Genomic DNA, 21,717 nt, shown 5'->3' on the forward strand with positions numbered 1-21,717 from the left:
GTGACCGGAGGGAACGGGATGGACTTCCAGCTGACCGAGGAGCAGCGCAGCCTACAGGAAACCGCACGTGCATTCGCAACCCAGGAAATGGCAGATGTCGCGCGCGAGCTGGAAGAGAAGGATGAGGCGCCGTCGCGCGCGCATATCCGGCGCTATGCCGAGATGGGCTTTCTCGGCATCAATGTCGCGGAGGAATATGGCGGGCTGGGGCTCGGCAACCTTGAAGCACTGATCGTTCTTGAGGAATTCGCCAAGGTCTCGCCGGCGATCGCGTTCCCGATCTTCGAATCATCCGTCGGACCGTGCCGCGCGGTCGAGCATTTCGCCTCGTCCGAACTCGCAAAGAAGGTCCTGCCGCAGGTCTGCGCCGGTGAACTCACGGTCGCGGTCGCCATGTCGGAGCCCGATGCCGGCTCGGCCCTCACCGATCTCAAGACCCGGGTGACGGAGGACGGCGGCAAGCTGATCCTGAACGGCCAGAAGCGCTGGTGCTCCGGCGGCGGTCATGCCGAGGCCTATGTCGTCTATTGCCGAATGTCGGACGCCCCGGGCGCAAAAGGGATCGGGGCGGTCTATGTCGACAAGAGCATGAAGGGTCTCAGTTTCGGCGAGCGCGAGCGTCTGATGGGCTTCCGCGGCATTCCAAGCGCCGATATCTTTTTCGACAATATCGAGATCCCGAAAGAGAACGTCATCGTCCCGGCCGGCGGCTTCCGCCAGCTCATGGAGGCGTTCGATCTGGAGCGCTGCGGTAATGCCACAATGTGCCTCGGCATCGCATCCGCCGCCTTCGAGACCGCGCTCGCCTACACCCAGGAGCGCAAGGCGTTCGGCAAGGAACTTGTCGAGTTCCAGGCGGTGCAGATGAAGCTCGCCGAGATGGCGATGCGGGTCGAGGCCTCGCGGCTGCTGATCTACCGTGCGGCCAAGAACGCCGAGGACGGCCTTCCGTCGGTGCTGGACAGCAGTCTCGCCAAATGCTTCGCCAACGAGATCGTCCGCGACGTCACCGGAGCGGCACTGCAGGTGATGGGCGCTTATGGCTATTCGAAGTCCTACGGCATGGAGCAGCGCCTGCGCGACGGCTGGGGCTGGGGCATCGCCGGCGGAGCGATCGATATCCAGAAGGTGAATATCGCCGCCGCGCTGGTCGGCCGACGGTTCAACCAAAGGGCCTGATCCAGGTCAATTCCGAGTCTGTTCGCCGCTGCTACTGTTATGATCGTGTGCGCTGCTTCTGTTTGGCGCAATACGCTGCGTGCAGGAGGAAGCGTGCATTGAAAATCAGGACTCAAAAGGATTTCGAGCGCGCTCTGACGCTTGCGGTGTCGTCGCTGCACCCCTTGATCGCCATTCATTCTTTCGAGGAAAACCGCGTGATCGACAGCATCGAACGCGTGGCGATACAAGAGAAATGCGACATCATCTTCTGGTCCTGCACCAGGGGCATCCACATGAAGCGGATCGGCTCTCTGCTGAGCCGGTCCGACAAAGCCCCGGACAGCCTCGTGAAGGCGGGCCAGAATGCGGATGTAATGACCGCAATCGAAGCCTTCGAGCGCAAGCTCGAACGGGAGCGGGAGAAAAAGAGTTCGGAGCGCCGGAAAACCTTTCTCGTCCTGCTCGACGCCTCGCCCTTTTTGGTCGAACGCCACAACAATCCGGTCCACCGCAGGCGGTTACGCGATTTTGCGCTGCAAAGCCGGCTCTCGACCAAGAACGGTGCCATTCTGATGGTCTCGGCGGACGGGGAACTGTCAGCCGAACTCGAAAAGGAAATCCTGCGTCTCGAGTTTCCCCTGCCGACGAAAGAAGAGATCAAGGGCTGGGTCGACGATATTCTGGAACGGCTGAAGGCGACCTCTGCCATCAAGGTCGACGAGGATGTCGAATTCCTGAAGGAGGCGGTCGTGAACGCGGCGAGCGGCCTCACCATGTACGAGATCCGAAACGCGCTCTCGGATGCCCTGATCGAGGACAAACAGCTTTCCAAGGAAGATGTCCGCGAGATCTACCGCCTCAAGCAGGATGTCGTGAAGAAAAGCGGTATCCTCGAGTACATCGATACTAGCGAGTGGTCGATGAACGATGTCGGCGGGCTCGACAACCTGAAGGAATGGCTTCGCAAACGCGCTCTGGCGTCGAGCGAGAAGGGGCTCGCATTCGGGATCACCCCGCCGAAAGGGGTCCTTCTCACCGGCGTTCCGGGGTGCGGCAAGTCGCTCGCGGCCAAATGCACCGCGACTTCCTGGGGCGTTCCGCTGATCAAGCTCGACATGGGGCGGGTCTATGCCTCGCTGGTCGGTGCCTCCGAGCAGCACATTCGTGACGCGATCTCGATTTGCGAGGCGGTTGCGCCCTGCGTGCTCTGGATCGACGAGATCGAGAAGGGGCTGCCGCGGAACCGGGGGCATGTCGGAGACAGCGGCGTCTCCCTGCGTGTTCTTGCGACCTTCCTGACCTGGCTGCAGGAGAAGACGGCGCCGGTCTTCGTCATCGCCACGGCAAACGAGACAATGCTCCTGCCGCCGGAGATCCTGCGCAAGGGGCGTTTCGACGAGATTTTCTTCATCGATCTCCCCAATGCCGAGGAGCGGCAGGAAATTTTCCGGATCCATATCGGCCGTGTCGGGCATGTCCCTGAGGATTTCGATCTCGACGCGCTCACCGAAATGACCGGTACCGGCGAGGCCGCGGGAGAGGGCGGTTTCAGCGGCGCCGAAATCGAAGCGGTCGTGCGCGAGGCACTGATCTCGGCTTTTTCAGAGGCGACGGATGCCAAACAGTTTCCATCGCTCGAGCAGAGGCATCTCGAGGCCGCGGTGCTCGAGACCAAGCCGCTGTCGGTCACCCGGGCGGAAGAGGTCACCGATCTGAGGCGCTGGTCCGATGGCCGTGCGGTTCCCGCGACGGGCTCGCTCGTCGAACCGCCATTGCCGTTCCCGTTCGAGGAAAAGCTCAAGGACATTCTGAAGTCAGGCGCCCCCTGACGGGGACGGATGCCTCTCAGACGAAATCGCGGAAATAGGCGATGGTCTTTTCGAGGCCGGTGCGCAGCGGGATTTTCGGCTCCCAGCCGAGCAGCGTCTTCGCCTTGTCGATGTTCGGCTGGCGCTGCATCGGATCGTCCTGCGGCAGTGGATGATAGGAGATTCCGCTCTCGCGGCCGACCAGGTCGGTCACCGTCTCCGCCAGTTCCTTCACGGTCATTTCGGTCGGGTTTCCGAGGTTGACCGGCCCGACCACGGCATCGTCGCTGTCCATCAGCCGCATCAGGCCCTCGACCAGGTCGTCGACAAAGCAGAAGGATCGGGTCTGGCTGCCGTCGCCGTACAGGGTCAGATCCTCTCCGCGCAGGGCGGAGAGGACGAAGTTGGAGACCACGCGACCGTCGTTCGGATGCATCCGCGGTCCGTAGGTATTGAAGATCCGCGCGACCTTGATGCGCAGGTTGTGCTGGCGCAGATAGTCGAAAAACAGCGTCTCGGCGCAGCGTTTGCCTTCGTCGTAGCAGGCGCGGATGCCGGTCGTGTTGACGTTGCCCCAGTATTCCTCGGTCTGTGGGTGAACCGTCGGGTCGCCATAGACTTCCGAGGTCGAGGCCTGCAGGACCTTGGCCTTCACGCGCTTGGCGAGGCCGAGGACGTTGATCGCGCCGATGACGCTGGTCTTGGTCGTCTGGACGGGGTCGCGCTGGTAGTGGATCGGCGAGGCCGGGCAGGCGAGGTTGTAGATCTCGTCGACCTCGACATAGAGCGGAAAGGTGATGTCGTGCCGCATCAGCTCGAAGTTCGCGTGGTCGAGCAGGTGGGCAACATTGTGCCGCATGCCGGTATAGAAATTGTCGACACAGAGAACGTCGTCGCCGCGCTCCAGCAGACGCTCGCAGAGATGCGAGCCGAGAAAACCGGCACCTCCTGTGACTAGTACGCGCTTCGGAACAGTTCTCATGGGACGGGCCGCCGATCTATCAGTCGCCAATATTCTCCGGAAATTCTGCATACCTCATCCTGAACCGGGTGCAAACGGGCCATTGCCGGAGCGCGCGACAACCCTGAGCTGGAGTCGCTTGAGAGCGCTTTCTGCTAAGCCCTTGAATCGGCGCGAATCGTTAAGTTTTCTCGCAAGGCGCTTGAATCAAAACCACAACAAGGAGTAGGCTCACTTCAAGTCGGCACAAGATATTGCGTCATTCTCAACCGAAAGACGCACCGGTTCAGCCGGGAACAGCGCCGACATTATGTCAGACTTGGAGGGCAGAATGGCCGAAAGCGCAGTCAGCGCGTGGACCGATGACCGTCTGGAACAGCTCAAGCAGCTCTGGGCCGACGGATTGTCGATTACGCAGATCGGGAATGAACTCGGCGTTTCGCGAAATGCCGTCGTCGGCAAGGTGCATCGGATGGGGTTGCCGAAACGGCAATCGCCGATCGTCCGCTCCGACAAGCCGGTCGAGCCGAAGAAGCGCAAGGTTTCGCCGCTCGCGGCGCAGGAATGGGACCGCAACAAGTGTTCCTGGCCCATCGGAGATCCGAAGTCTCCGGATTTCAAGTTCTGCGGCGAGACCGTGCTGCCGGGCCGTCCCTATTGCACGACCCATTGCGCGGTCGCCTACACCAACATGCGGGACACCGCCGCCGCCTGATACGGAGCGGCGGAACACGGAATCAGGGGGTGCCGCAGAGCGCTGCGGCACCCCTTAATTTTTCTTCCGCTTCGGCAACCAGGCGGGGAATCACGTCTTTCGCGGAGGGAACGTCGCGAATGATGCCGGCGGCCTCTCCGGCGACCACCGGCGCGACATTCATGTCGGCCCTGGCAACAGCGTCCTCGAATTCCGCGATTGCCGATTCCGGAAGCGTGTCCGTTCCTTCCCAACGCTCCGAGAATGCGTTCCGGAAGGTCCGCAGGGAATAGGCGGCAGGCCAGTCGAAGCGGCGTGCCTTGTCGAACACGCTGCCCTTTACAGTGACGTCGCCGCTCTCCGCCGCAACGGCCGCCTTGGCACCTTCCGGCGCAAGCGATTCCTCGGTCGCCACGAAACGGGTGCCGAGTAAGACGCCGCTGGCGCCGAGCGCAAGCGCCGCGGCGAGGCCGCGCCCGTCGGCGATCCCTCCAGCGGCGACAACGGGCAGGTCGGGCAGTGCGTCCACGACCTCAGGAACAAGTGAGAACGCCCCACGCTGGGCGCCGTGTCCGCCCGCCTCTCCACCCTGGGCGACTATGATGTCCGCGCCGGCATCGGCGGCAAGCTTCGCCTGTTCGAGGCTCTGCACCTGTGCGATGAGGACGCTTCCCGCATCCTTGATCCTGGTCGCGAATGGCTGCTCGTCGCCGAAGGACAACATTACGGCGGCGGGGCTGCGGTCGAGCACGAGGTCGAGCACGTTCGGCAGCTGCGCCAGCCGCCAGGTGATCAACCCGATCCCGATGCGCGCATTTCCGGCGACCTGTAGCTGCTCGGTGATCCAGGATTCGTCGCAATACGCGCCGCCGAGGAGGCCGAGCCCGCCTCCTTCGGAAACGGCCGCCGCCAGTTTACCGCCGGAAACCCGGGCCATCGGAGCACAAAGGATCGGATGTTCGATCCCGAGTCGCTCCGTCAGTGCAGTGCGTATTGCCAAATTCACCTCCCCAACTATTGTTCGAGGGAGCCTAGTCGCCCGTTTCGGGCACTGCAATCATCCTGCCCGCCGGTTCTCGACCGGCCCTCAACGGGCGAATTCCGGAGCCGCAGATGCGCCTTGAGAACAGAACCGCGATCGTCACCGGTGCCGCCTCGGGTATTGGCAAGGCGATTGCCGTCCGCTTTGCAGAAGAGGGGGCGAACGTCATCGTCGCCGACCGAACGGAAGTGCCGCGCGAGGGAGGGGAGAAGACGCTGGACCTCATCCGCGCCTTTGGCGGTACTGCGGAATTCGTCGAACTTGACGTGGCGGACTGGAATTCCGTGGATGCGGCCGTCGGCTTTGCTGTCGCCCGTTTCGGCGCGCTCGACATCATGGTGAACAACGCCGCCATCGGTGTGAGCAAATCCCTTCTTGAGACCAGCGAGGAGGAATGGGACCGCGTGATGGGGGTCAATGCCAAGGGCGTCTTCTTCGGTTGCAAGCGGGCGGTCCAGCAGATGCTGACCCAGCCGGCGCGAGACGGGGTGCGCGGCCGGATCGTCAACATTTCCTCGCAGCACGGTATGATCCGATCGCCGAACGACCTGGCCTATGGCACCGGAAAGGCTGCGGTCGTCTACATGACGCGGCAGATCGCGGGCGATTATGCGGCGGAGGGGATCGTCTGCAATGCCGTTGCGCCAGGCAAGATCCTCACAGGCAAGAGCGGACCCGCCGTCGATCCCGATATCCTTGCCTATTCAGAGGCCCGCACGCCCTGGCCGCGCCTCGGACGGCCGCGCGACGTCGCCAACGCAGTGCTGTTTCTCGCCAGCGACGAGGCCACCTATATTACCGGAGAGAACCTCATGGTAGACGGCGGATGGATGGCCAATTGATCCGTCCGACCAAAATCCCGCGAGACCTGGAGTTGACATGACACGCGTCGAGAACGCCGCCGGACCCCAAGTGAAGAAACTTGCCGACTACGCGCCGCCGGTTTTTCTGATCGACACGGTGGCGCTGGATTTCGATCTGCGTGACGGTGAAACGACCGTCGCCTGTACGCTCACGGGACGGCGGAATCCCGATTCCGCGGACACCTCCACAGTGCTCGGACTGGACGGGCAGGAATTAAGTCTTCTGTCCATCGCGCTGAACGGCGCCGCGGTTGCGGAAGCGGATTACCGGATTGAGGGCGACAAGCTTTTCCTTTCGGGCGTCCCCGACAGTTTCACGCTTGAAACCGTCACCGCGATCGAGCCAGAACGCAACACGGCGCTCGAGGGGCTCTACATGTCGGAAGGCATGTATTGCACCCAGTGCGAGGCCGAGGGATTTCGACGGATCACCTATTTTCCCGACCGGCCGGACGTGATGGCAGTCTACACGACACGCCTGGAAGCCGATGCGGACCGTTTCCCGGTGCTGCTCTCAAACGGAAATCTCGTGGATTCCGGCGCGCTCGACGGCGGACGTCATTTTGCCGTCTGGAACGACCCGTTCCCGAAACCGTCCTATCTTTTCGCCGCCGTCGCCGGGGACCTCGCCTGCGTCCGCGACAGTTTCCGGACAATGTCGGGGCGCGACGTCGATCTCAGGGTCTATGTAGAGCACGGCAACGAGCATCTCTGCGCCCATACCATGGACAGCCTGAAACGGTCGATGAGATGGGACGAGGAGCGCTTCGGCCTCGAATACGATCTCGATCTCTTCATGATCGTCGCCGTCAGCCATTTCAATATGGGGGCGATGGAGAACAAGGGGCTGAACATCTTCAACAGCAAGTTCGTTCTGGCCGATCCCGAGACCGCGACGGACGCGGACTTCGAGCGCCTCGAAGGCATTGTCGCGCACGAGTATTTTCACAACTGGACGGGAAACCGCGTGACCTGCCGGGACTGGTTCCAGCTTAGCCTGAAGGAAGGGCTGACAGTGTTCCGGGACCAGGAATTTACCTCCGATACCCATTCGCGCGGCGTCAAGCGGGTCGCCGATGCGCGCCTGCTGCGCAGTGTCCAGTTTCCCGAGGATGCGGGCCCGACCGCGCATCCGGTGCGTCCGGAAAGTTATCTCGAGATCAACAATTTCTACACGGTAACGATCTACGAGAAAGGTGCCGAGGTCATCCGGATGATCCACGAACTTGTGGGGGCCGAAGCCTTCCGCAAGGGCATGGATCTCTATTTCGAGCGCCATGACGGCCAGGCGGTGCGCTGCGAGGATTTCGTCGCCGCGATGGAGGATGCAAGCGGCGTCGACCTCGAACAATTCCGGCTCTGGTACAGCCAGTCCGGCACGCCCGAACTGGAGGTCAGTCTGGAACATGACCCGTCGTCCCGGACCGCGCGTCTGCAGGTGCGACAGATCCTTCCGCCGACCCCGGGTCAGCCGGAAAAAGAACCGATGCTGATACCGCTCTCGATGGCGTTGCTCGGAGCCGACGGCCGGGCACTTCCACTGGAACTGCGCGGCGATGACAGCGGTGCGGCACCGATCTCGCGTGTCCTGCCCGTCAGTTCGGAGGAGCAGGAGTTTGTCTTCGAGAATGTGGAAGAACGGCCGGTGCCGTCATTGTTGCGCGGATACTCCGCCCCGGTGCGACTGCGCACGAGCCGCGATGAATCCGAGGACTGTTTCCTCTTCCGGCATGACGATGATCCGTTTGCACGCTGGGACGCGGGGCAGAGTTACCTTACCCGGGCAGTGATCGCCGCCGCAGAGAAGGGCGACGACGAGCCGGTGCTCGGGGACGACTTCCTGGATGCGGTCGCGGCGATCCTGCAGGATGCGGAAATCGAACCGGCATTTGCCGCCGAGTTGCTGACCCTGCCCGGGGAAACGGTGCTCGCCGATGCGATGCTGCCCGCCGACCCGGACGCCATACACGCGGCGCGGAACGCGGCGCGCAGGGAGATCGGCGGGCGTCACGCGGAACTCTGGCGAACGCTCTACGACCGTTTGTCGGGCGCCTTTGCGCCGCAGGACATGTCGACCGAGGCGATGGGCACGCGGGCGCTCAAGGCGCTCGCGCTTGGCTACCTCGTGGCAAGCGGCGACGCTGGCGGGCGCGCGCTCGCCGCCGGTCAGTCCGCCACGGCCACGACGATGACGGAGTCCATAGCCGCACTGCAGGCTCTGAACAATGTCGCGTGCCCCGAGCGCGAGACTGCGATGGCCGCCTTCCATGACCGCTGGATTGAGACCCCGCTCGTGCTCGACAAGTGGTTCACCCTGTCGGCAACGAGTGCGCTGCCGGACACGCTGCGAACCGTCAGGGGATTGCTGGACCACCCGAAGTTCGATTTCGGCACGCCGAACCGCGTGCGCGCCGTCATCGGCGCCTTTGCGAGCGGGAACCCGGTGCATTTTCATGCCGCCGATGGCTCGGGTTACGGCTTTCTCGCCGATCAGATCATCCGGCTCGACACGCTCAATCCACAGATCGCGGCGCGGCTCGTCGCGCCTCTTACCCGCTGGAAGCGTTATGACGCGGCGCGCCAGCGCATGATGCGGGAATGTCTGGCGCGCATCCGGCGCCATCCGGGCTTGTCGCCCGACGTCACGGAACTGGTAGTCAAAGGCCTGGGGGAAGAAGAGTAACGTCATGAGTGATCCGATCGTCGTCATCAATCCGAACAGCACCGAGGACGTCACCAGGGCAATGAGCGAGGCGCTCGATGGTCTGCGTGTCCCCGGAGGTCCCGAAATCGAATGTCTGACGAATCCGGACGGACCTCCCGGTGTCGAAAGCCAGGCGGATGCCGATCTCGCAGCGGTCCAGGTCCGCGACATCGTCGCGCGCCGCGCCAACAGCGCGTCGGCATTCGTCATCGCCTGTTATTCCGATCCCGGTATCCACGCCGCGCGCGAGGCGACAGAAAAGCCGGTGTTCGGCATCGCCGAGTCCGGGATGCTGCGGGCCATTAGTATTCGGGAAAAGTTCGGCGTGATCGCCATTCTGCAAGGTTCGATCCCGCGACATATGCGCTACATCCGGGCGCTCGGGTTCGAATCCCGGTTGGCCGGCGAACGCGCGCTTGGGCTCGGGGTCGTCGAGCTCTCCGACGAAGGCAGGGCCTATGCGCGCCTCGTCGAGACGGGAAAGGAGCTCAGGGACAAGGACGGCGCCCAGACCGTTGTCCTCGGTTGCGCCGGCATGGCCCGCTACCGGGAGTCGCTCGAAGAAGAGCTTTCTATACCCGTTATCGACCCGACTCAGGCAGCGGTTAGTAATGCGTTAACCAATACGCTGATAAAATCCTTATGAAATCAATACAATTCGATTTAAATGAGGGTGCTATTGTAATCTTTAGTGCTTGAAAAATCGGAAAAATGAACGCTCTATTACCTTATGGTATAGATCCGCTTAGGGCCGCGCCGGAATTCTTACTTGATGGATGAAGCAGCACTTAAAGAAATAATCGTCCTCCATCGGGGCTACCTTGATGGCGTGCCGGGATGCAAGCGTGCGGATTTGAGAAACGCAAGCCTTAAGGGGTTGCGCTCGCCCAACGCCAAGTTACACAACGCATTGCTTTCCGGCGTCGACATGACCGGCGCCGCGTTTGTCCGTGGCGATTTCTCCGGTGCCGATTTGTTCGGCGCGGTGATGCGCCGGGCGAATCTTGCCGGCTCGAACTTTTTTCGCGCGGATCTGCGCGGTGCGAAATTCACCGGGGCGCGCCTTGGCGGATCCGATTTTCGCGAAGCGGACATGCGGCCGGGTGAAATCCGCGATGCGGGTTTGAAACGCACGCAGAGCGTCGACATGTCGGATGCCGTGCTCGACAAGTCGAACTTCGCACGCTCGAACCTCACGGAAGCCAATTTGGAGGGGGCATCGCTTCGGAACAGCAACATGTCCGAGGCCGAACTGGTTGCGGTCAATCTCTCCGGCGCCGATCTCGAAGGTGCCAATCTCGAGCTCGCGCGCATGAAGAACGCCGTGATGGCGGGGACGAATCTCAAGGGAGCGAGTCTGCGGGGCGCTGACCTCGAAGGCGCCGTCCTCCGCAATGTCGACGTTTCGGTGTGCGACATGAAGGGCGCGCGGCTCGACAACTGCCGCGTATTTCTCGGGATTCGGGATCTGGAGGACAGCCTCAAGCTCAAGGTTCAGAAGCACATGAAGTGGCTGGCGACCGACGGCAAGGAAGGCGAGCAGGCGGATTTCTCCGGAGCAAATATGAGCGGGCTCGATTTCCGCAACGCGGATCTCAGCGTTGCGAAATTCGCCGGGGCCAATCTCGAGAGATGCAATTTCGGCAGCTCGTTCCTGACGATGGCGGATTTCACCGGCGCCAACCTGTCGAACACGAACTTCATGCATGCCGATATGCGCGGCGTCATACTGATGAAAGCCGATTTGACGATGGCGAACATCGCCAGTGCGGATCTCGGCTATGTCAACGTACTGAGCACCCGCGGTGACCGGCGTGTCGTCCGCTTCCCCGCGACCCTAAACGGTGCAACGTTCGAAAAGACGATCTGTTCCAACACCAATTTTGACGGTGCGCGCCTTGACGGTGTTTCGTTCGAGACGTCGATTACCGACGGTGCCGTTTTTGAAGCCGTCGACGGCGCATCCGATCAGGAGATTGAGCCGCAGGAGACCTGATCGGCTGTTCTCTGAACGCTTCGCTAGCTGAACGCTTTGAAGGTGATGATCGTGAAGGTGTCCTTCACGCCCTTGATGCTGTGGATCTTCTCGGTGACGAAACGGCCGATATCGGTGTCGTCCGGTAGGTAGCATTTCATCATCAGGTCATATTGCCCGGACGTCGAATGCACTTCGGAAACTTCTTCGAAGTCCATGATCGCGGCGTCGGCCACATTATAGGCCTCGCCTAGTTCGCACTTAACCTGAACGAAGATCGTCTGCATCGGAGGCCCGGAGCTGAGAACAGATAAGCTTTGATCGTTTCCGAAAAGAGCGACGAAATCAAGCGGTGCCGAAGACCGGGTGCCGCCGAGCTATTTCCGGAGCAGAAACGCCGGAACATGATCGCCGAGGCCAACGACCGGCTCGATGTCGGCATCCTCGTCGCGCGCGCGACGACGTTTCGCCGGCCGAGATTCCTTGGTCGGAAACTCCGTAACGTTGTCGGTCGATTTTGAGGATCCTTCCGCCGGGGTCTCTTCCGGACGGTCGGTCCGGTCACGACCGCCGCGGGAACGCGGCTTTCTGCGGCCGCTCCGTTCGCGCTTGTCGCCGCGCTTTTTCTCGTCCGCGCTCTCACCGCGCTGTTCGTCGTCCGCGTTCTGACCGCTCCGGTTTTCGGACAAACCGGAGATCTCGTAGACCGGGATATCCTTGCCGATCAGCTTGATGATCGCCTGGAGGTATTTCTCCTCCTCGGACGTGGTCAATGTGAAGGCGCGTCCGTCCCGTCCAGCTCGTCCGGTGCGCCCGATGCGGTGCACGTAATCTTCCGCATGAGTCGGGACGTCGAAATTGAAGACGTGGCTGAGGCCGGCGATGTCGAGTCCGCGGGCGGCGACGTCGCTGGCGCAGAGCAGGTCGGCATCGCCGTCCTTGAAGCGTTGCAGGGTCTTCATGCGGTCCGGCTGCGACATGTCGCCGTGCAGCTCGACCGCATTGTAGCCGTGGCGCTTCAGAGAGCGGTGCACGATGCCGACATCGCGCTTGCGGTTGCAGAAGATGATCGCGTTGGTCGGCTTCTCGCTGTCGATCAGGCTGCGCAGCGCGGCGCGCTTGTCCTTTGACGACACCTTGACTCGCGACTGCTTGACGGTCTCGGCAGCCGAGGAGGCTGCGGCGACGGTGATTTCCTTCGGGTTGATCAGGAAAGCGTCGGCGAGCTTCCGGATCTCCTTGGAGATCGTCGCAGAGAAGAACAGCGTCTGGCGGATCCGCGGCAGCAGACTGACGATGCGTTCGACATCGGGGATGAATCCCATGTCGAGCATCCGGTCGGCTTCGTCGATCACCAGCACCTTGACGTCGGTAAGCAGGATGCGGCCGCGTTCGAAATGGTCGAGCAGACGGCCCGGTGTCGCGATCAGGACGTCGACGCCGCGATCGAGCTTCTGTTCCTGCTCGGAGAAGGCTACTCCGCCAATCAGCAGCGCCATGCTGAGCTGGTTGTGCTTGCCGTACTTGACGAAATTGTCCGCGACCTGGGCCGCCAGCTCGCGCGTCGGGCAAAGGATCAGAGAGCGCGGCATGCGCGCCTTGGCCCGGCCGGCCGCGAGGATATCGATCATCGGCAGGGTGAAGGACGCGGTCTTGCCGGTACCGGTCTGGGCACAGCCGAGAATGTCCCGGCCCATGAGCACGTGAGGGATCGCCTGTTCCTGGATCGGAGTGGGCGTGGTGTAACCGGCGTCGGTTACCGCGGAAACGACCGCGTCGCTAAGTCCAAGGTCTGAAAACGTCAAGGTACCGCCTATTTTATCGCGTTGTCTCAAGAGGCACTGTTTATTGTCTCTGTGCCTGGCGCGAAGATGACGCGGATATTAGGTGGACGGCGCGCGCTGTCAACAAAGAGATGGCTGAAACTGCGCATTGCAGCCATGTTTTCTCGACCACCGCAATATCCAAACAATGGCGCGGTAATATTTGTGTAACTAATCGGGAGCATCGTTTTCCCGAACAAAAGAGCGCAGCGGCCTCAAACATCGAGGTCGGTAACGAACTTCGCATTCTCCTGAATAAACTGAAAGCGAAGCTCCGGCTTGCGACCCATCAGCGTCTCGACGGTCTGCTCCAGCAGGCGGCGGGCCTCGGCATCATCACCGGCCGGATCCGCGGTCTTCAGCGATGGCGGCACGCAAACCCGCAGCAGGATGCGCTTCGCCGGATCCATCGTGGTTTCCTTCAGCTGTGCCGGCGGCATCTCGCCGAGCCCTTTGAAGCGGGAGACCTCGATCTTCGCGCGGCCGGTGAGTTCGGTGCGGATCAGTTCCTCGCGGTGTTCATCGTCCCGGGCATAGACCGATTTCGTGCCCTGGGTCAGACGGTAGAGCGGAGGCAGCGCGAGGTAGAGATGACCCTCCTCGACCAGCTTCGGCATCTCGCGGAAGAAATATGTCATCAGCAGCGACGCGATGTGCGCCCCGTCGACATCGGCGTCGGTCATGATGATGACCTTGCCGTAGCGCAGATTGTCGGCGTTGTAGCTGCTTCCCGAGCCGCAGCCGAGAGCGAGGGAGATGTCTGAAAGCTCCTGGTTCGCACGCAATTTCTCCGAGGACGCGCTCGCGACGTTCAGGATCTTGCCGCGCAGCGGCAGGATCGCCTGTGATTTGCGGTCGCGCGCCTGCTTCGCCGAACCGCCGGCACTATCGCCCTCGACCAGAAAAATCTCCGTCGTCTCGGTATCGGAACTGGAGCAGTCCGCGAGCTTGCCGGGCAGCCGCAGCTTGCGGGTCGCGGTCTTGCGCGAGACCTCCTTCTGCTGCCGCCGGCGTTGGCGGTCCTCCGCCCGTTCAAGGATCCGCTCGAGCAGCCGGTTCGAGGTTTCGGGAGTGGCGGAGAGCCAGTGATCGAAATGATCCTTCACCGCCTGCTCGACCAGCTTGGTGGCATGGGCGCTGACCAGTTTTTCCTTGGTCTGACCCTGGAATTGCGGGTCCTTCACGAAGACGGAGAGCATGATGCAGGCGCCACTCATCACGTCTTCCGCGGTGATCTGCGCGGCCTTCTTTTGCCCGCCGACCATCTCGGCATAGGCGCGGATTCCGCGAAGCAGGGCGGTTCGGAGGCCCGCCTCGTGCGTTCCGCCGTTCGGTGTCGGGATGGTATTGCAATAGGCATGCATGAAGCCGTCGTCATTGTCGTCCGGCCAGGTTACAGCCCATTCGACGCGTTCGCGGGTTTCGCTCTCGTCCTTGTCGCCGGCGAAGGCCTCGCCGATCAGCGCACGATCGCCGAGCGTGCTGGTGAGAAAGTCCGAAAGTCCGCCCGGATAATGCAGGGTCGCTGCCGCCGGCGTGTCGTCTCCGTCGCCGATCAGGGCGGTGTCGCAGGACCAGCGGATCTCCACGCCCTTGAACAGATACGCTTTGGAGCGGGCCATCCGGTAGAGCTGTGCTGGACGGAACCGGGCGCGACCGAAGATCTCTGCGTCGGGATGAAAGCGCACCGTTGTGCCGCGCCGGTTCTGCACCGCGCCCCGGCTCTCGAGCTTGCCTTGCGCAACGCCGCGGCTGAAACGTTGTGCAAAGAGCTGTTTCTCGCGTGCGACCTCGACTTCCATCTCGTCCGACAGCGCGTTGACGACGGAGATGCCGACGCCATGCAGCCCGCCGGAGGTGCTGTATACCTTGTCGGAGAATTTCCCGCCCGCATGCAGGGTCGTCAGGATGACTTCCAGCGCCGACTTGTCCTTGAATTTGGGATGCGGATCTACCGGGATGCCGCGGCCGTTGTCGCGGATCGTCACGGTCATATCGGCCGAAAGGTCGATCTCGATCCGGCTCGCGAATCCGGCAACCGCTTCGTCCATCGAGTTATCGAGCACTTCCGCGACCAGATGATGCATCGCCCGTTCGTCCGTGCCGCCGATATACATGCCCGGCCGCCGCCGGACCGGCTCGAGGCCTTCGAGCACCTCGATATCCTTGGCGGAATAGTCGTCTTCGTTGCGGGCAGCGTTGCTTTGGAACAGGTCCGACATGTGGCGAATGCGTCCTCGACGGTCAGAAAATGCGATTATCCTGTAGTCGCTCGGCCAAATACTACAAGATATGGTCCGTGCTCGCCAAGCAATCAGGAGTGGTTATGGCGCAAGACGAGAGACAGCCCATTGGGACCCTGCAGGTCCGCACCATCGCCATGCCCGCGGACACGAACCCGAGCGGCGACATCTTCGGCGGCTGGGTGCTCAGTCAGATGGATATAGCCGGGGGCACGGCCGCGGCGCAACGTGCGAAAGGTCGTGTCGCGACAGTCGGCGTCGAGGCGATGACCTTCCACAAGCCGGTGAAGGTCGGCGACATACTCTGCTGCTATGCCAGTTTCGAAAAGCAGGGCACGACCTCACTGACCTACAAGATCGAAGCCTGGGCGATCCGCTCGGGAGAATATCACCTCGATGAAGTTCTCGTGACCGAGGGCCAATTCACCTTCGTCGCCCTTGACGCGAGTGGCCGGAAGCGGAAGCTGGAAAGCATCTGAGGCCGGTTGCATCCGGCTCTCGAAAAGCGTACTTTGTGCGCATATGAGGGCGAGAAGATCGCTATGTTCAAGTTGCGTCGGTGCGGTCCGGTCCGGGCCGCCACCTTGGTTCTGCCGCTGTTTCTGTTTCCAGGAGCGGGTACCGTTTTCGCCGGAGAGGCGGATGTCGAAGAGGTCCGTGTCGAGCGCGCCTCCGACGGCACCTTTACGTTCCACGTGACCGTGCGTCATGCCGACACCGGATGGGATCATTATGCCAATGCCTGGACTGTGCTCGCGCCGGACGGGACTTTGCTCGGCGAGCGTGTGCTCTATCACCCGCATGTCGACGAGCAGCCTTTCACACGGTCGCTCTCCGGCGTCGCTGTTCCGGACGGTCTGACCCGTGTGATCGTCAGGGCGCGCGACAGTGAGCATGGTGAAGGCGGCCGGAGTTTCGAAGTCGATCTTCCGTGATCTCTGCCGAAGCAGTTGCCCGGCCCTGCGCCGGGAAAAGAGACGGAGGAACGATGTTTACCATCGCAGTTGCGAACACCAAGGGCGGTGCAGGGAAGACGACGCTTGCAACAACCTTGGCGGCTCACTACGCCGCCCGGGGCCTGGACACGGCGCTCGGCGACCTCGACCTGCAGCAGAGCTCGCTCTCCTGGCTCCGGCGCCGGTCGGCGGAGCTCCCGAAGATCCGGGGCGTCGATCTCGAAGAAGAGGGCGCCAAGCCGCGCAAGAAAACGGAAATCCTGGTGGTGGACTGCGTTGCGGCGATGAGCCGGGACGTGGTCAAGGACGTGGTGAAACAGGCCGACGTCATCGTCATTCCGGTTCTTCCCTCGGCATTCGACGAGGACGGGACCCGGCACTTCATGGATCAGCTCTCGGGGTTGAAGCCGATACGCAAGAACAAGCGCGCGGTCGCGTTCGTCGGAAACCGTGTCCGCTTGCGGACGAAGGCGGCGGAACGACTGGAACGGTTTCTCCGGGACCTCGGGTTCCCGAAAGTCGCGACCCTGCGCGACACGCAGCTATTCGCCCAGGCGGCTGCCGAGGGAAGCTCGATCATGGAACTATCGAGCCGGCGCGCATACGAGCATGTCATGGATCTGCAGCCGCTGATCGATTTCATCGAGGAAACCCGTCTCGGCGGCTGACCCAGGCGCTGAACATTTCTTCATCCGGCGCGGCTTCCATTGTTCGTTGCCCGAACCTCGCGGGGCCCGGATGATGCTTGGGCATTACGGGAAACGGGACAGGACCATGGCCACGGGATCTGCGTTGAAGACGGCTCTTCTTGTCGTCTTGTCCTGCGCCTTCTTTGCGGGCGCAAATGCCTGCGCGAAGGGCGTGCAGATGCTGGAGGGCGGGCCGGACCTGCATCCGCTCCAGATCGCCTTTGCGCGCTTCCTGTTCGGGTTTCTCACCCTGCTTCCCTTCGCGCTTCGCAGCGGCCGGACGGTATTCCGGACGACAATCCCGCTGAAGCACGGGGTGCGGGTGGTGTTCGGCGCCGGCGGGGTGGCCGCCTCTTTTGCCGCGGTCGGCATGATGCCGCTCGCCGACGCGCTGGCGATCGCCTGGACGAGTCCGATCTTCGCGATGGTTTTCGCGATCGTGGTGCTGAAGGAGAAACTCGTACCGCTGCGCTGGTTGGCGGCGGCGGTCGGGCTTGCCGGCGTGGTGGTGATGACCCGGCCGGGTGCCGGTGTCTTCGAGGCGGGTGCCGTGATCGCGCTGCTGTCCGCCGTTCTCGTCGGGGCCGAAGTGGTCACGATCCGCATCCTGGCGCAGACCGACCGGCCGCTCACAATTCTCGCGATCAATAATCTCGCGGGCCTGATCATTTCCGGCCTGGCGGCACTGCCCGTCCTTCAATTGCCGACAGTGGAGCAGATGCCGTATCTCGTCGGGGTCGGGTCCATCATGGTTTCCGGGCAGCTGCTTTTTCTGAAGGCGGCCGCCGCGGGCGAGGCGAACTTCATCGCGCCGTTTTATTACAGCACTTTGCTCTATGCGGCTTTGTTCGGCCTGCTTTTCTTCGGCGAAGTGCCGGACCTGCACCTGCTGACCGGTGGGGCAATGATCGTGGCAAGCGGACTGGCGATCGCTCTCATTCGTCCTCGCACCGCCTGATGCTCATAAAAAGAACGGGCCGCACGAGGCGGCCCGAGTTTTGGGAGGAAGCCGCCCGCCGGCCATAAGCTCGCCGGCGGGAGGACTTGATGTTGTCTCAAGACGCGGCGACCAGGATGTTCCGGTCGCCGGACCGCCTTAGACGGAGTAGTACATCTGGAATTCGACCGGATGCGGGGTCTGTTCGAACGTGATGACTTCTTCCATCTTCAGTTCGATATAGGCATCGATCTGGTCGTCGGTGAAGACATCGCCCTGGGTCAGGAACGAACGATCCGCATCGAGGCATTCCAGGGCCTCGCGAAGGCTGCCGGCGACGGTCGGAACTTCGGCCAGCTCTTCCGGCGGCAGGTCGTACAGGTCCTTGTCCATCGGGTCGCCCGGATGGATCTTGTTCTGGATCCCGTCGAGGCCGGCCATCAGCATCGCCGAGAAGGTCAGGTACGGGTTGCCGGCGGCGTCCGGGAAGCGAACCTCGACGCGCTTGCCCTTCGGGCTGTTCACGAACGGGATTCGGCAGGAGGCCGAGCGGTTCCGCGAGGAGTAGGCGAGCAGAACCGGAGCTTCGAAGCCCGGAACCAGACGCTTGTAGCTGTTGGTCGTCGAGTTCGCGAAGGCGTTGATGGCTTTCGCATGCTTGATGATGCCGCCGATGTAGTAGAGGCACATCTCGGAAAGATCGGCATAGCCGTTGCCTGCGAAGAGCGGCTTGCCGTCCTTCCAGATCGACTGGTGCACGTGCATTCCCGAGCCGTTGTCGCCGGCGATCGGCTTCGGCATGAAGGTCGCGGTCTTGCCGTAGGCGTGGGCGACATTCTGCACGACGTACTTGTAGAGCTGCAGCGCGTCGGCGGTTTCGAGCAGGGTGCCGAACTTCATGCCGAGCTCGTGCTGGCCCGGAGCGACTTCGTGGTGGTGCTTTTCGATCGGCACACCCATTTCACCCATTACCGCAAGCATTTCGCTGCGCAGGTCCTGTTCGCTGTCGACCGGCGGGACCGGGAAATAGCCGCCCTTGACCCCCGGCCGGTGACCCATGTTGCCTTCTTCGTAGGCGCGGGCGGAGTTGGCCGGCAGTTCCGGGTGGTCGAGTTCGTAGTAGCCGATGTTGCTGCCGGTCTTGATCTTCACGTCCTCGAACACGAAGAACTCGGCTTCCGGTCCGAAGAAGGCCGTGTCGCCGAGGCCGAGGCTGTTCAGGTAGTTCAGAGCGGCCTTTGCGGTCGAGCGCGGGTCGCGATCGTAGGGCTGACCGGTGATCGGATCCAGGATGTCGCAGAACAGCATCAGGGTCGGCTGCGCGAAGAAAGGATCGACGCGGGCCGTGGACAGGTCCGGCATCAGGCCCATGTCGGACTCGTTGATCGCCTTCCAGCCGGCGATGGAGGAGCCGTCGAACATGAAGCCTTCGGTGAGGCTTTCCTCGTCGATCGTCTCGATGGCCTGGGTCACGTGCTGCATCTTGCCGCGCGGATCTGTGAAGCGCAGATCAACGAACTTGCAATCGTGTTCCTTGATCATGCTCATTACGGCATTCACATCAGACATAGTCTTCCTTCCTGACTACTTTACGGGCCGGTGCCTTATCGGCGTTTGGCCAACCTGTGCCTGGTTGACCCAACGCCGCCGGCGGTGCGTCCCTGTTTCGGCGGTGCCTCAAGGGCATCCCTGCCATTTGTCTACCCGTCTGACGTCAGAACGGGCGTTTCGTTCCACCCGTGAAGGCGGAACGGGTTCATAGCCCTGTCAAAGGGCATCGCCCCCGGATTCTCCGGTTCGGATACGGATGACATCATCGACCCCGGAAACGAAGATCTTTCCATCGCCGATGCGGCCGGTGCGGGCTGCGGACTGGATGGCGTCCACAGCACGCTCGACCAGGGAGTCCTCCATCACGACCTCGATTTTCACCTTGGGGAGAAAATCGACGACGTACTCGGCTCCTCGGTACAGTTCGGTATGCCCTTTTTGGCGTCCGAACCCCTTGGCTTCGGTAACCGTGATTCCCTGGATGCCAACCTCATGCAGCGCTTCCTTCACTTCGTCGAGCTTGAAGGGCTTGATGATGGCTTCGACTTTTTTCATTGCTTCAGTGCTCTTCTGTTGATGTCCCGCTGTTCGGGTCACGTAGCCGGTAATAGCACACTCTGTGCCAAGCATCGGCTGCTTCTTAATATATTGAAATTTCTTCGTTATTTAAACCGGGTCTGGAGTTTCGCAGGGCTTGGTTGCGTAATTTCTGAGCGCCTGCCTAATTTTTGGGCGCCAACAATTGTGCGGCGCCGGAATGGTGTCACCCTTTCGATGCGGGCATCAGATGCTCGGTGACAATCCGTCCTCGGCGTTTTCATGGCCCGAAGTTTTCAGCCAGGAGCGCATGCCGTCATTCCCGCGTCGGGACCGGTCGTTCCGGTCCGATCTGCCGACGTGATGAAGCTACCGCCGTCGCCGAAGGCGCCGCCGGAGCCGCCTGGCAGGATCCAGCACGATGTTTCCGGCGGCGCCGGTGACAATGCGCTCCGGGCCGCGTCAGGCGAGGCAGTCCTTGATGCGCTTGATCGCCTCGACGATGTTCTCCGTCGAATTGGCATAGGAGAAGCGCAGATAGCCTTCGCCATGGCCGCCGAAGCTGGTGCCTGCGATCACCGCCACACCGGCTTGCTCGAGCAGTTTCTCCTGCAAGGCCTGTGCTTTCATGCCGGTGCCTTCGATGTTGGGGAAGGCATAGAATGCGCCCCCTGGCTCGATGCAGCGGAAGCCCGGCACCTGATTCAGTTCGCGGACGATGACCTTGCGCCGGGCGTCGAATGCCTCGAGCATTTTTCCGACCGGGTCCTGCGGGCCGGTGAGGGCCTCGAGACCGGCATACTGGGCCGCGGCGTTGACGCAGGAATGAATGTTGACGCAGAGCTTCTCGGCGTGCGGGAAGACGTCTTTCGGCCAGATGCTGTAGCCGAGGCGCCAGCCTGTCATCGCATAGGTCTTCGACCAACCGTCGAGCAGGATCAGGCGGTCGGCGATCTCGGGATACTGCAGCAAGCTGACATGCTCGCGGTTGTCATAGAGCATCTCGCTATAGATTTCGTCGCTCATGATGGCGACGTCCGGCCAGGCCTGCAGGCCTGCGACCAGCTTGTCGAATTCTTCCCGCGGCACGACGCCGCCGGTCGGGTTTGCCGGGCTGTTGACGATGATCAGGCGGGTCCGTTCGGTGATTCCGGCGAGCACTTCCTCGGCGGAGAAGGCGAAGCCGTTCTCCTCGCGCAGCGGGATCGAGACCGCCTTGGCGCCGGAGAATTCGATTGCCGACTTGTAGATCGGAAAACCCGGGTCGGGGAACATGATCTCCGTGCCCGCCTCGCCGAAGATCATCATCGCCAGAAACATCGTGACCTTGCCGCCGGGAACCACGAGCACGCGGGCCGGATCGACCGCCACGCCATGACGCCTCTCGAGATTGGCGGCGACCGCCTCGCGCAGGACCGGGATACCGTTCGCGGGCGTGTAGCCGTGATGCCCGTCATGCAGCGCCTTGACCGCGGCTTCGACGATGTTGTCGGGAGTGCGGAAATCCGGCTGACCGATGCCGAGATTGATGATGCTCTTTCCCTCGGCCGCGAGTTGGTTGGCCCGCGCCAGCACCGAGAAGGCCGTTTCCGTCCCGAGATGGTTGAGCCGTTCCGCCAGCTTCGTCATGTCCCTGTTCCTTCCGAATTTTTCGGCAAATTCTTGTTGTCTCCGGCGACCTTATAGCGGCGACGCCTGATACTCACAATCTGCCGTTTCGCCGCGTGGAACCGGGAAACCTTGCCAAGGGCGCGACCTTGGGCTAATCGCCTT

The 21,717-nt window shown here is 62.1% G+C and carries 19 protein-coding genes; 11 read left to right on the forward strand and 8 right to left on the reverse strand.

What is annotated here, in order from left to right; genetic code table 11:
• Positions 1-18 precede the first annotated feature (18 nt).
• On the forward strand, positions 19-1,179 hold the full coding sequence (locus tag ACOOE1_RS02985; RefSeq protein WP_420404863.1) for an acyl-CoA dehydrogenase family protein: 1,161 nt from the start codon (positions 19-21) through the stop codon (positions 1,177-1,179).
• Positions 1,180-1,277: 98 nt separating this feature from the next.
• Positions 1,278-2,990 carry an AAA family ATPase gene (locus ACOOE1_RS02990; RefSeq protein ID WP_420404864.1) on the forward strand — a complete coding sequence of 571 codons (1,713 nt, stop codon included), beginning with the start codon at positions 1,278-1,280 and terminating at the stop codon, positions 2,988-2,990.
• A gap of 16 nt (positions 2,991-3,006) precedes the next feature.
• Here the strand turns inward: ACOOE1_RS02990 and ACOOE1_RS02995 are convergent, their stop codons facing one another.
• Entirely contained in the window at positions 3,007-3,951 is a 945-nt protein-coding gene (locus tag ACOOE1_RS02995; protein ID WP_420404865.1) for a UDP-glucuronic acid decarboxylase family protein, read from the reverse strand.
• Positions 3,952-4,261: 310 nt separating this feature from the next.
• Here ACOOE1_RS02995 and ACOOE1_RS03000 point away from each other — a divergent pair, with 310 nt between their 5' ends.
• On the forward strand, positions 4,262-4,645 hold the full coding sequence (locus ACOOE1_RS03000; RefSeq protein WP_420404866.1) for a GcrA family cell cycle regulator: 384 nt from the start codon (positions 4,262-4,264) through the stop codon (positions 4,643-4,645).
• 22 nt (positions 4,646-4,667) lie between these two features.
• Here ACOOE1_RS03000 and ACOOE1_RS03005 read toward each other — a convergent pair whose 3' ends face one another.
• Complete coding sequence (locus ACOOE1_RS03005) at positions 4,668-5,624, reverse strand: NAD(P)H-dependent flavin oxidoreductase (protein ID WP_420404867.1); 957 nt, start codon at positions 5,622-5,624, stop codon at positions 4,668-4,670.
• Between the two features lie 113 nt (positions 5,625-5,737).
• Between ACOOE1_RS03005 and ACOOE1_RS03010 the strand changes: the two genes are divergently transcribed.
• The 4 genes from ACOOE1_RS03010 to ACOOE1_RS03025 all read left to right on the forward strand — a co-directional run bounded on the left by ACOOE1_RS03010 (position 5,738) and on the right by ACOOE1_RS03025 (position 11,229).
• Positions 5,738-6,508: an SDR family NAD(P)-dependent oxidoreductase gene (locus ACOOE1_RS03010; protein ID WP_420404868.1), complete on the forward strand. Its 771-nt coding sequence runs from the start codon at positions 5,738-5,740 to the stop codon at positions 6,506-6,508.
• A gap of 37 nt (positions 6,509-6,545) precedes the next feature.
• A complete protein-coding gene (gene pepN, locus ACOOE1_RS03015) occupies positions 6,546-9,212 on the forward strand; it encodes an aminopeptidase N (protein WP_420404869.1) in 2,667 nt (888 codons plus the stop codon).
• A gap of 4 nt (positions 9,213-9,216) precedes the next feature.
• Complete coding sequence (locus ACOOE1_RS03020; RefSeq protein ID WP_420404870.1) at positions 9,217-9,879, forward strand: aspartate/glutamate racemase family protein; 663 nt, start codon at positions 9,217-9,219, stop codon at positions 9,877-9,879.
• A gap of 126 nt (positions 9,880-10,005) precedes the next feature.
• Positions 10,006-11,229 (forward strand): pentapeptide repeat-containing protein, encoded by a 1,224-nt coding sequence (locus ACOOE1_RS03025; protein WP_420404871.1) that lies wholly within the window; start codon positions 10,006-10,008, stop codon positions 11,227-11,229.
• A 23-nt stretch (positions 11,230-11,252) separates the two neighbouring features.
• Here the strand turns inward: ACOOE1_RS03025 and ACOOE1_RS03030 are convergent, their stop codons facing one another.
• From ACOOE1_RS03030 to parE, 3 genes are all read right to left on the reverse strand, one after another.
• Positions 11,253-11,495 carry an Lrp/AsnC ligand binding domain-containing protein gene (locus ACOOE1_RS03030; RefSeq protein WP_420404872.1) on the reverse strand — a complete coding sequence of 81 codons (243 nt, stop codon included), beginning with the start codon at positions 11,493-11,495 and terminating at the stop codon, positions 11,253-11,255.
• A gap of 90 nt (positions 11,496-11,585) precedes the next feature.
• Entirely contained in the window at positions 11,586-13,013 is a 1,428-nt protein-coding gene (locus ACOOE1_RS03035) for a DEAD/DEAH box helicase (protein WP_420404873.1), read from the reverse strand.
• Positions 13,014-13,246: 233 nt separating this feature from the next.
• The gene (gene parE / locus ACOOE1_RS03040; protein WP_420404874.1) at positions 13,247-15,253 is read right to left on the reverse strand and encodes a DNA topoisomerase IV subunit B; all 2,007 of its coding nucleotides are present in this window, start codon (positions 15,251-15,253) and stop codon (positions 13,247-13,249) included.
• 104 nt (positions 15,254-15,357) lie between these two features.
• Between parE and ACOOE1_RS03045 the strand changes: the two genes are divergently transcribed.
• From ACOOE1_RS03045 to ACOOE1_RS03060, 4 genes are all read left to right on the forward strand, one after another.
• Complete coding sequence (locus ACOOE1_RS03045; RefSeq protein ID WP_420404875.1) at positions 15,358-15,753, forward strand: acyl-CoA thioesterase; 396 nt, start codon at positions 15,358-15,360, stop codon at positions 15,751-15,753.
• A gap of 63 nt (positions 15,754-15,816) precedes the next feature.
• Positions 15,817-16,209, forward strand: a complete 393-nt coding sequence (locus tag ACOOE1_RS03050) for a hypothetical protein (protein ID WP_420404876.1) — start codon at positions 15,817-15,819, stop codon at positions 16,207-16,209.
• Positions 16,210-16,262: 53 nt separating this feature from the next.
• A complete protein-coding gene (locus ACOOE1_RS03055; RefSeq protein ID WP_420404877.1) occupies positions 16,263-16,898 on the forward strand; it encodes an AAA family ATPase in 636 nt (211 codons plus the stop codon).
• A 106-nt stretch (positions 16,899-17,004) separates the two neighbouring features.
• Positions 17,005-17,877, forward strand: coding sequence for a DMT family transporter (locus tag ACOOE1_RS03060; RefSeq protein ID WP_420404878.1), 873 nt, complete (start codon positions 17,005-17,007; stop codon positions 17,875-17,877).
• Positions 17,878-18,015: 138 nt separating this feature from the next.
• Here ACOOE1_RS03060 and glnA read toward each other — a convergent pair whose 3' ends face one another.
• From glnA to ACOOE1_RS03075, 3 genes are all read right to left on the reverse strand, one after another.
• On the reverse strand, positions 18,016-19,425 hold the full coding sequence (gene glnA, locus ACOOE1_RS03065) for a type I glutamate--ammonia ligase (protein WP_420404879.1): 1,410 nt from the start codon (positions 19,423-19,425) through the stop codon (positions 18,016-18,018).
• A 198-nt stretch (positions 19,426-19,623) separates the two neighbouring features.
• Positions 19,624-19,962, reverse strand: coding sequence for a P-II family nitrogen regulator (locus ACOOE1_RS03070; protein WP_193180346.1), 339 nt, complete (start codon positions 19,960-19,962; stop codon positions 19,624-19,626).
• Positions 19,963-20,406: 444 nt separating this feature from the next.
• Positions 20,407-21,573 (reverse strand): pyridoxal phosphate-dependent aminotransferase, encoded by a 1,167-nt coding sequence (locus ACOOE1_RS03075; protein ID WP_420404880.1) that lies wholly within the window; start codon positions 21,571-21,573, stop codon positions 20,407-20,409.
• Positions 21,574-21,717: the final 144 nt, after the last annotated feature.

This window comes from Nisaea sp., assembly GCF_965216895.1.
Taxonomy (GTDB): Bacteria; Pseudomonadota; Alphaproteobacteria; order Thalassobaculales; family Thalassobaculaceae; genus Nisaea.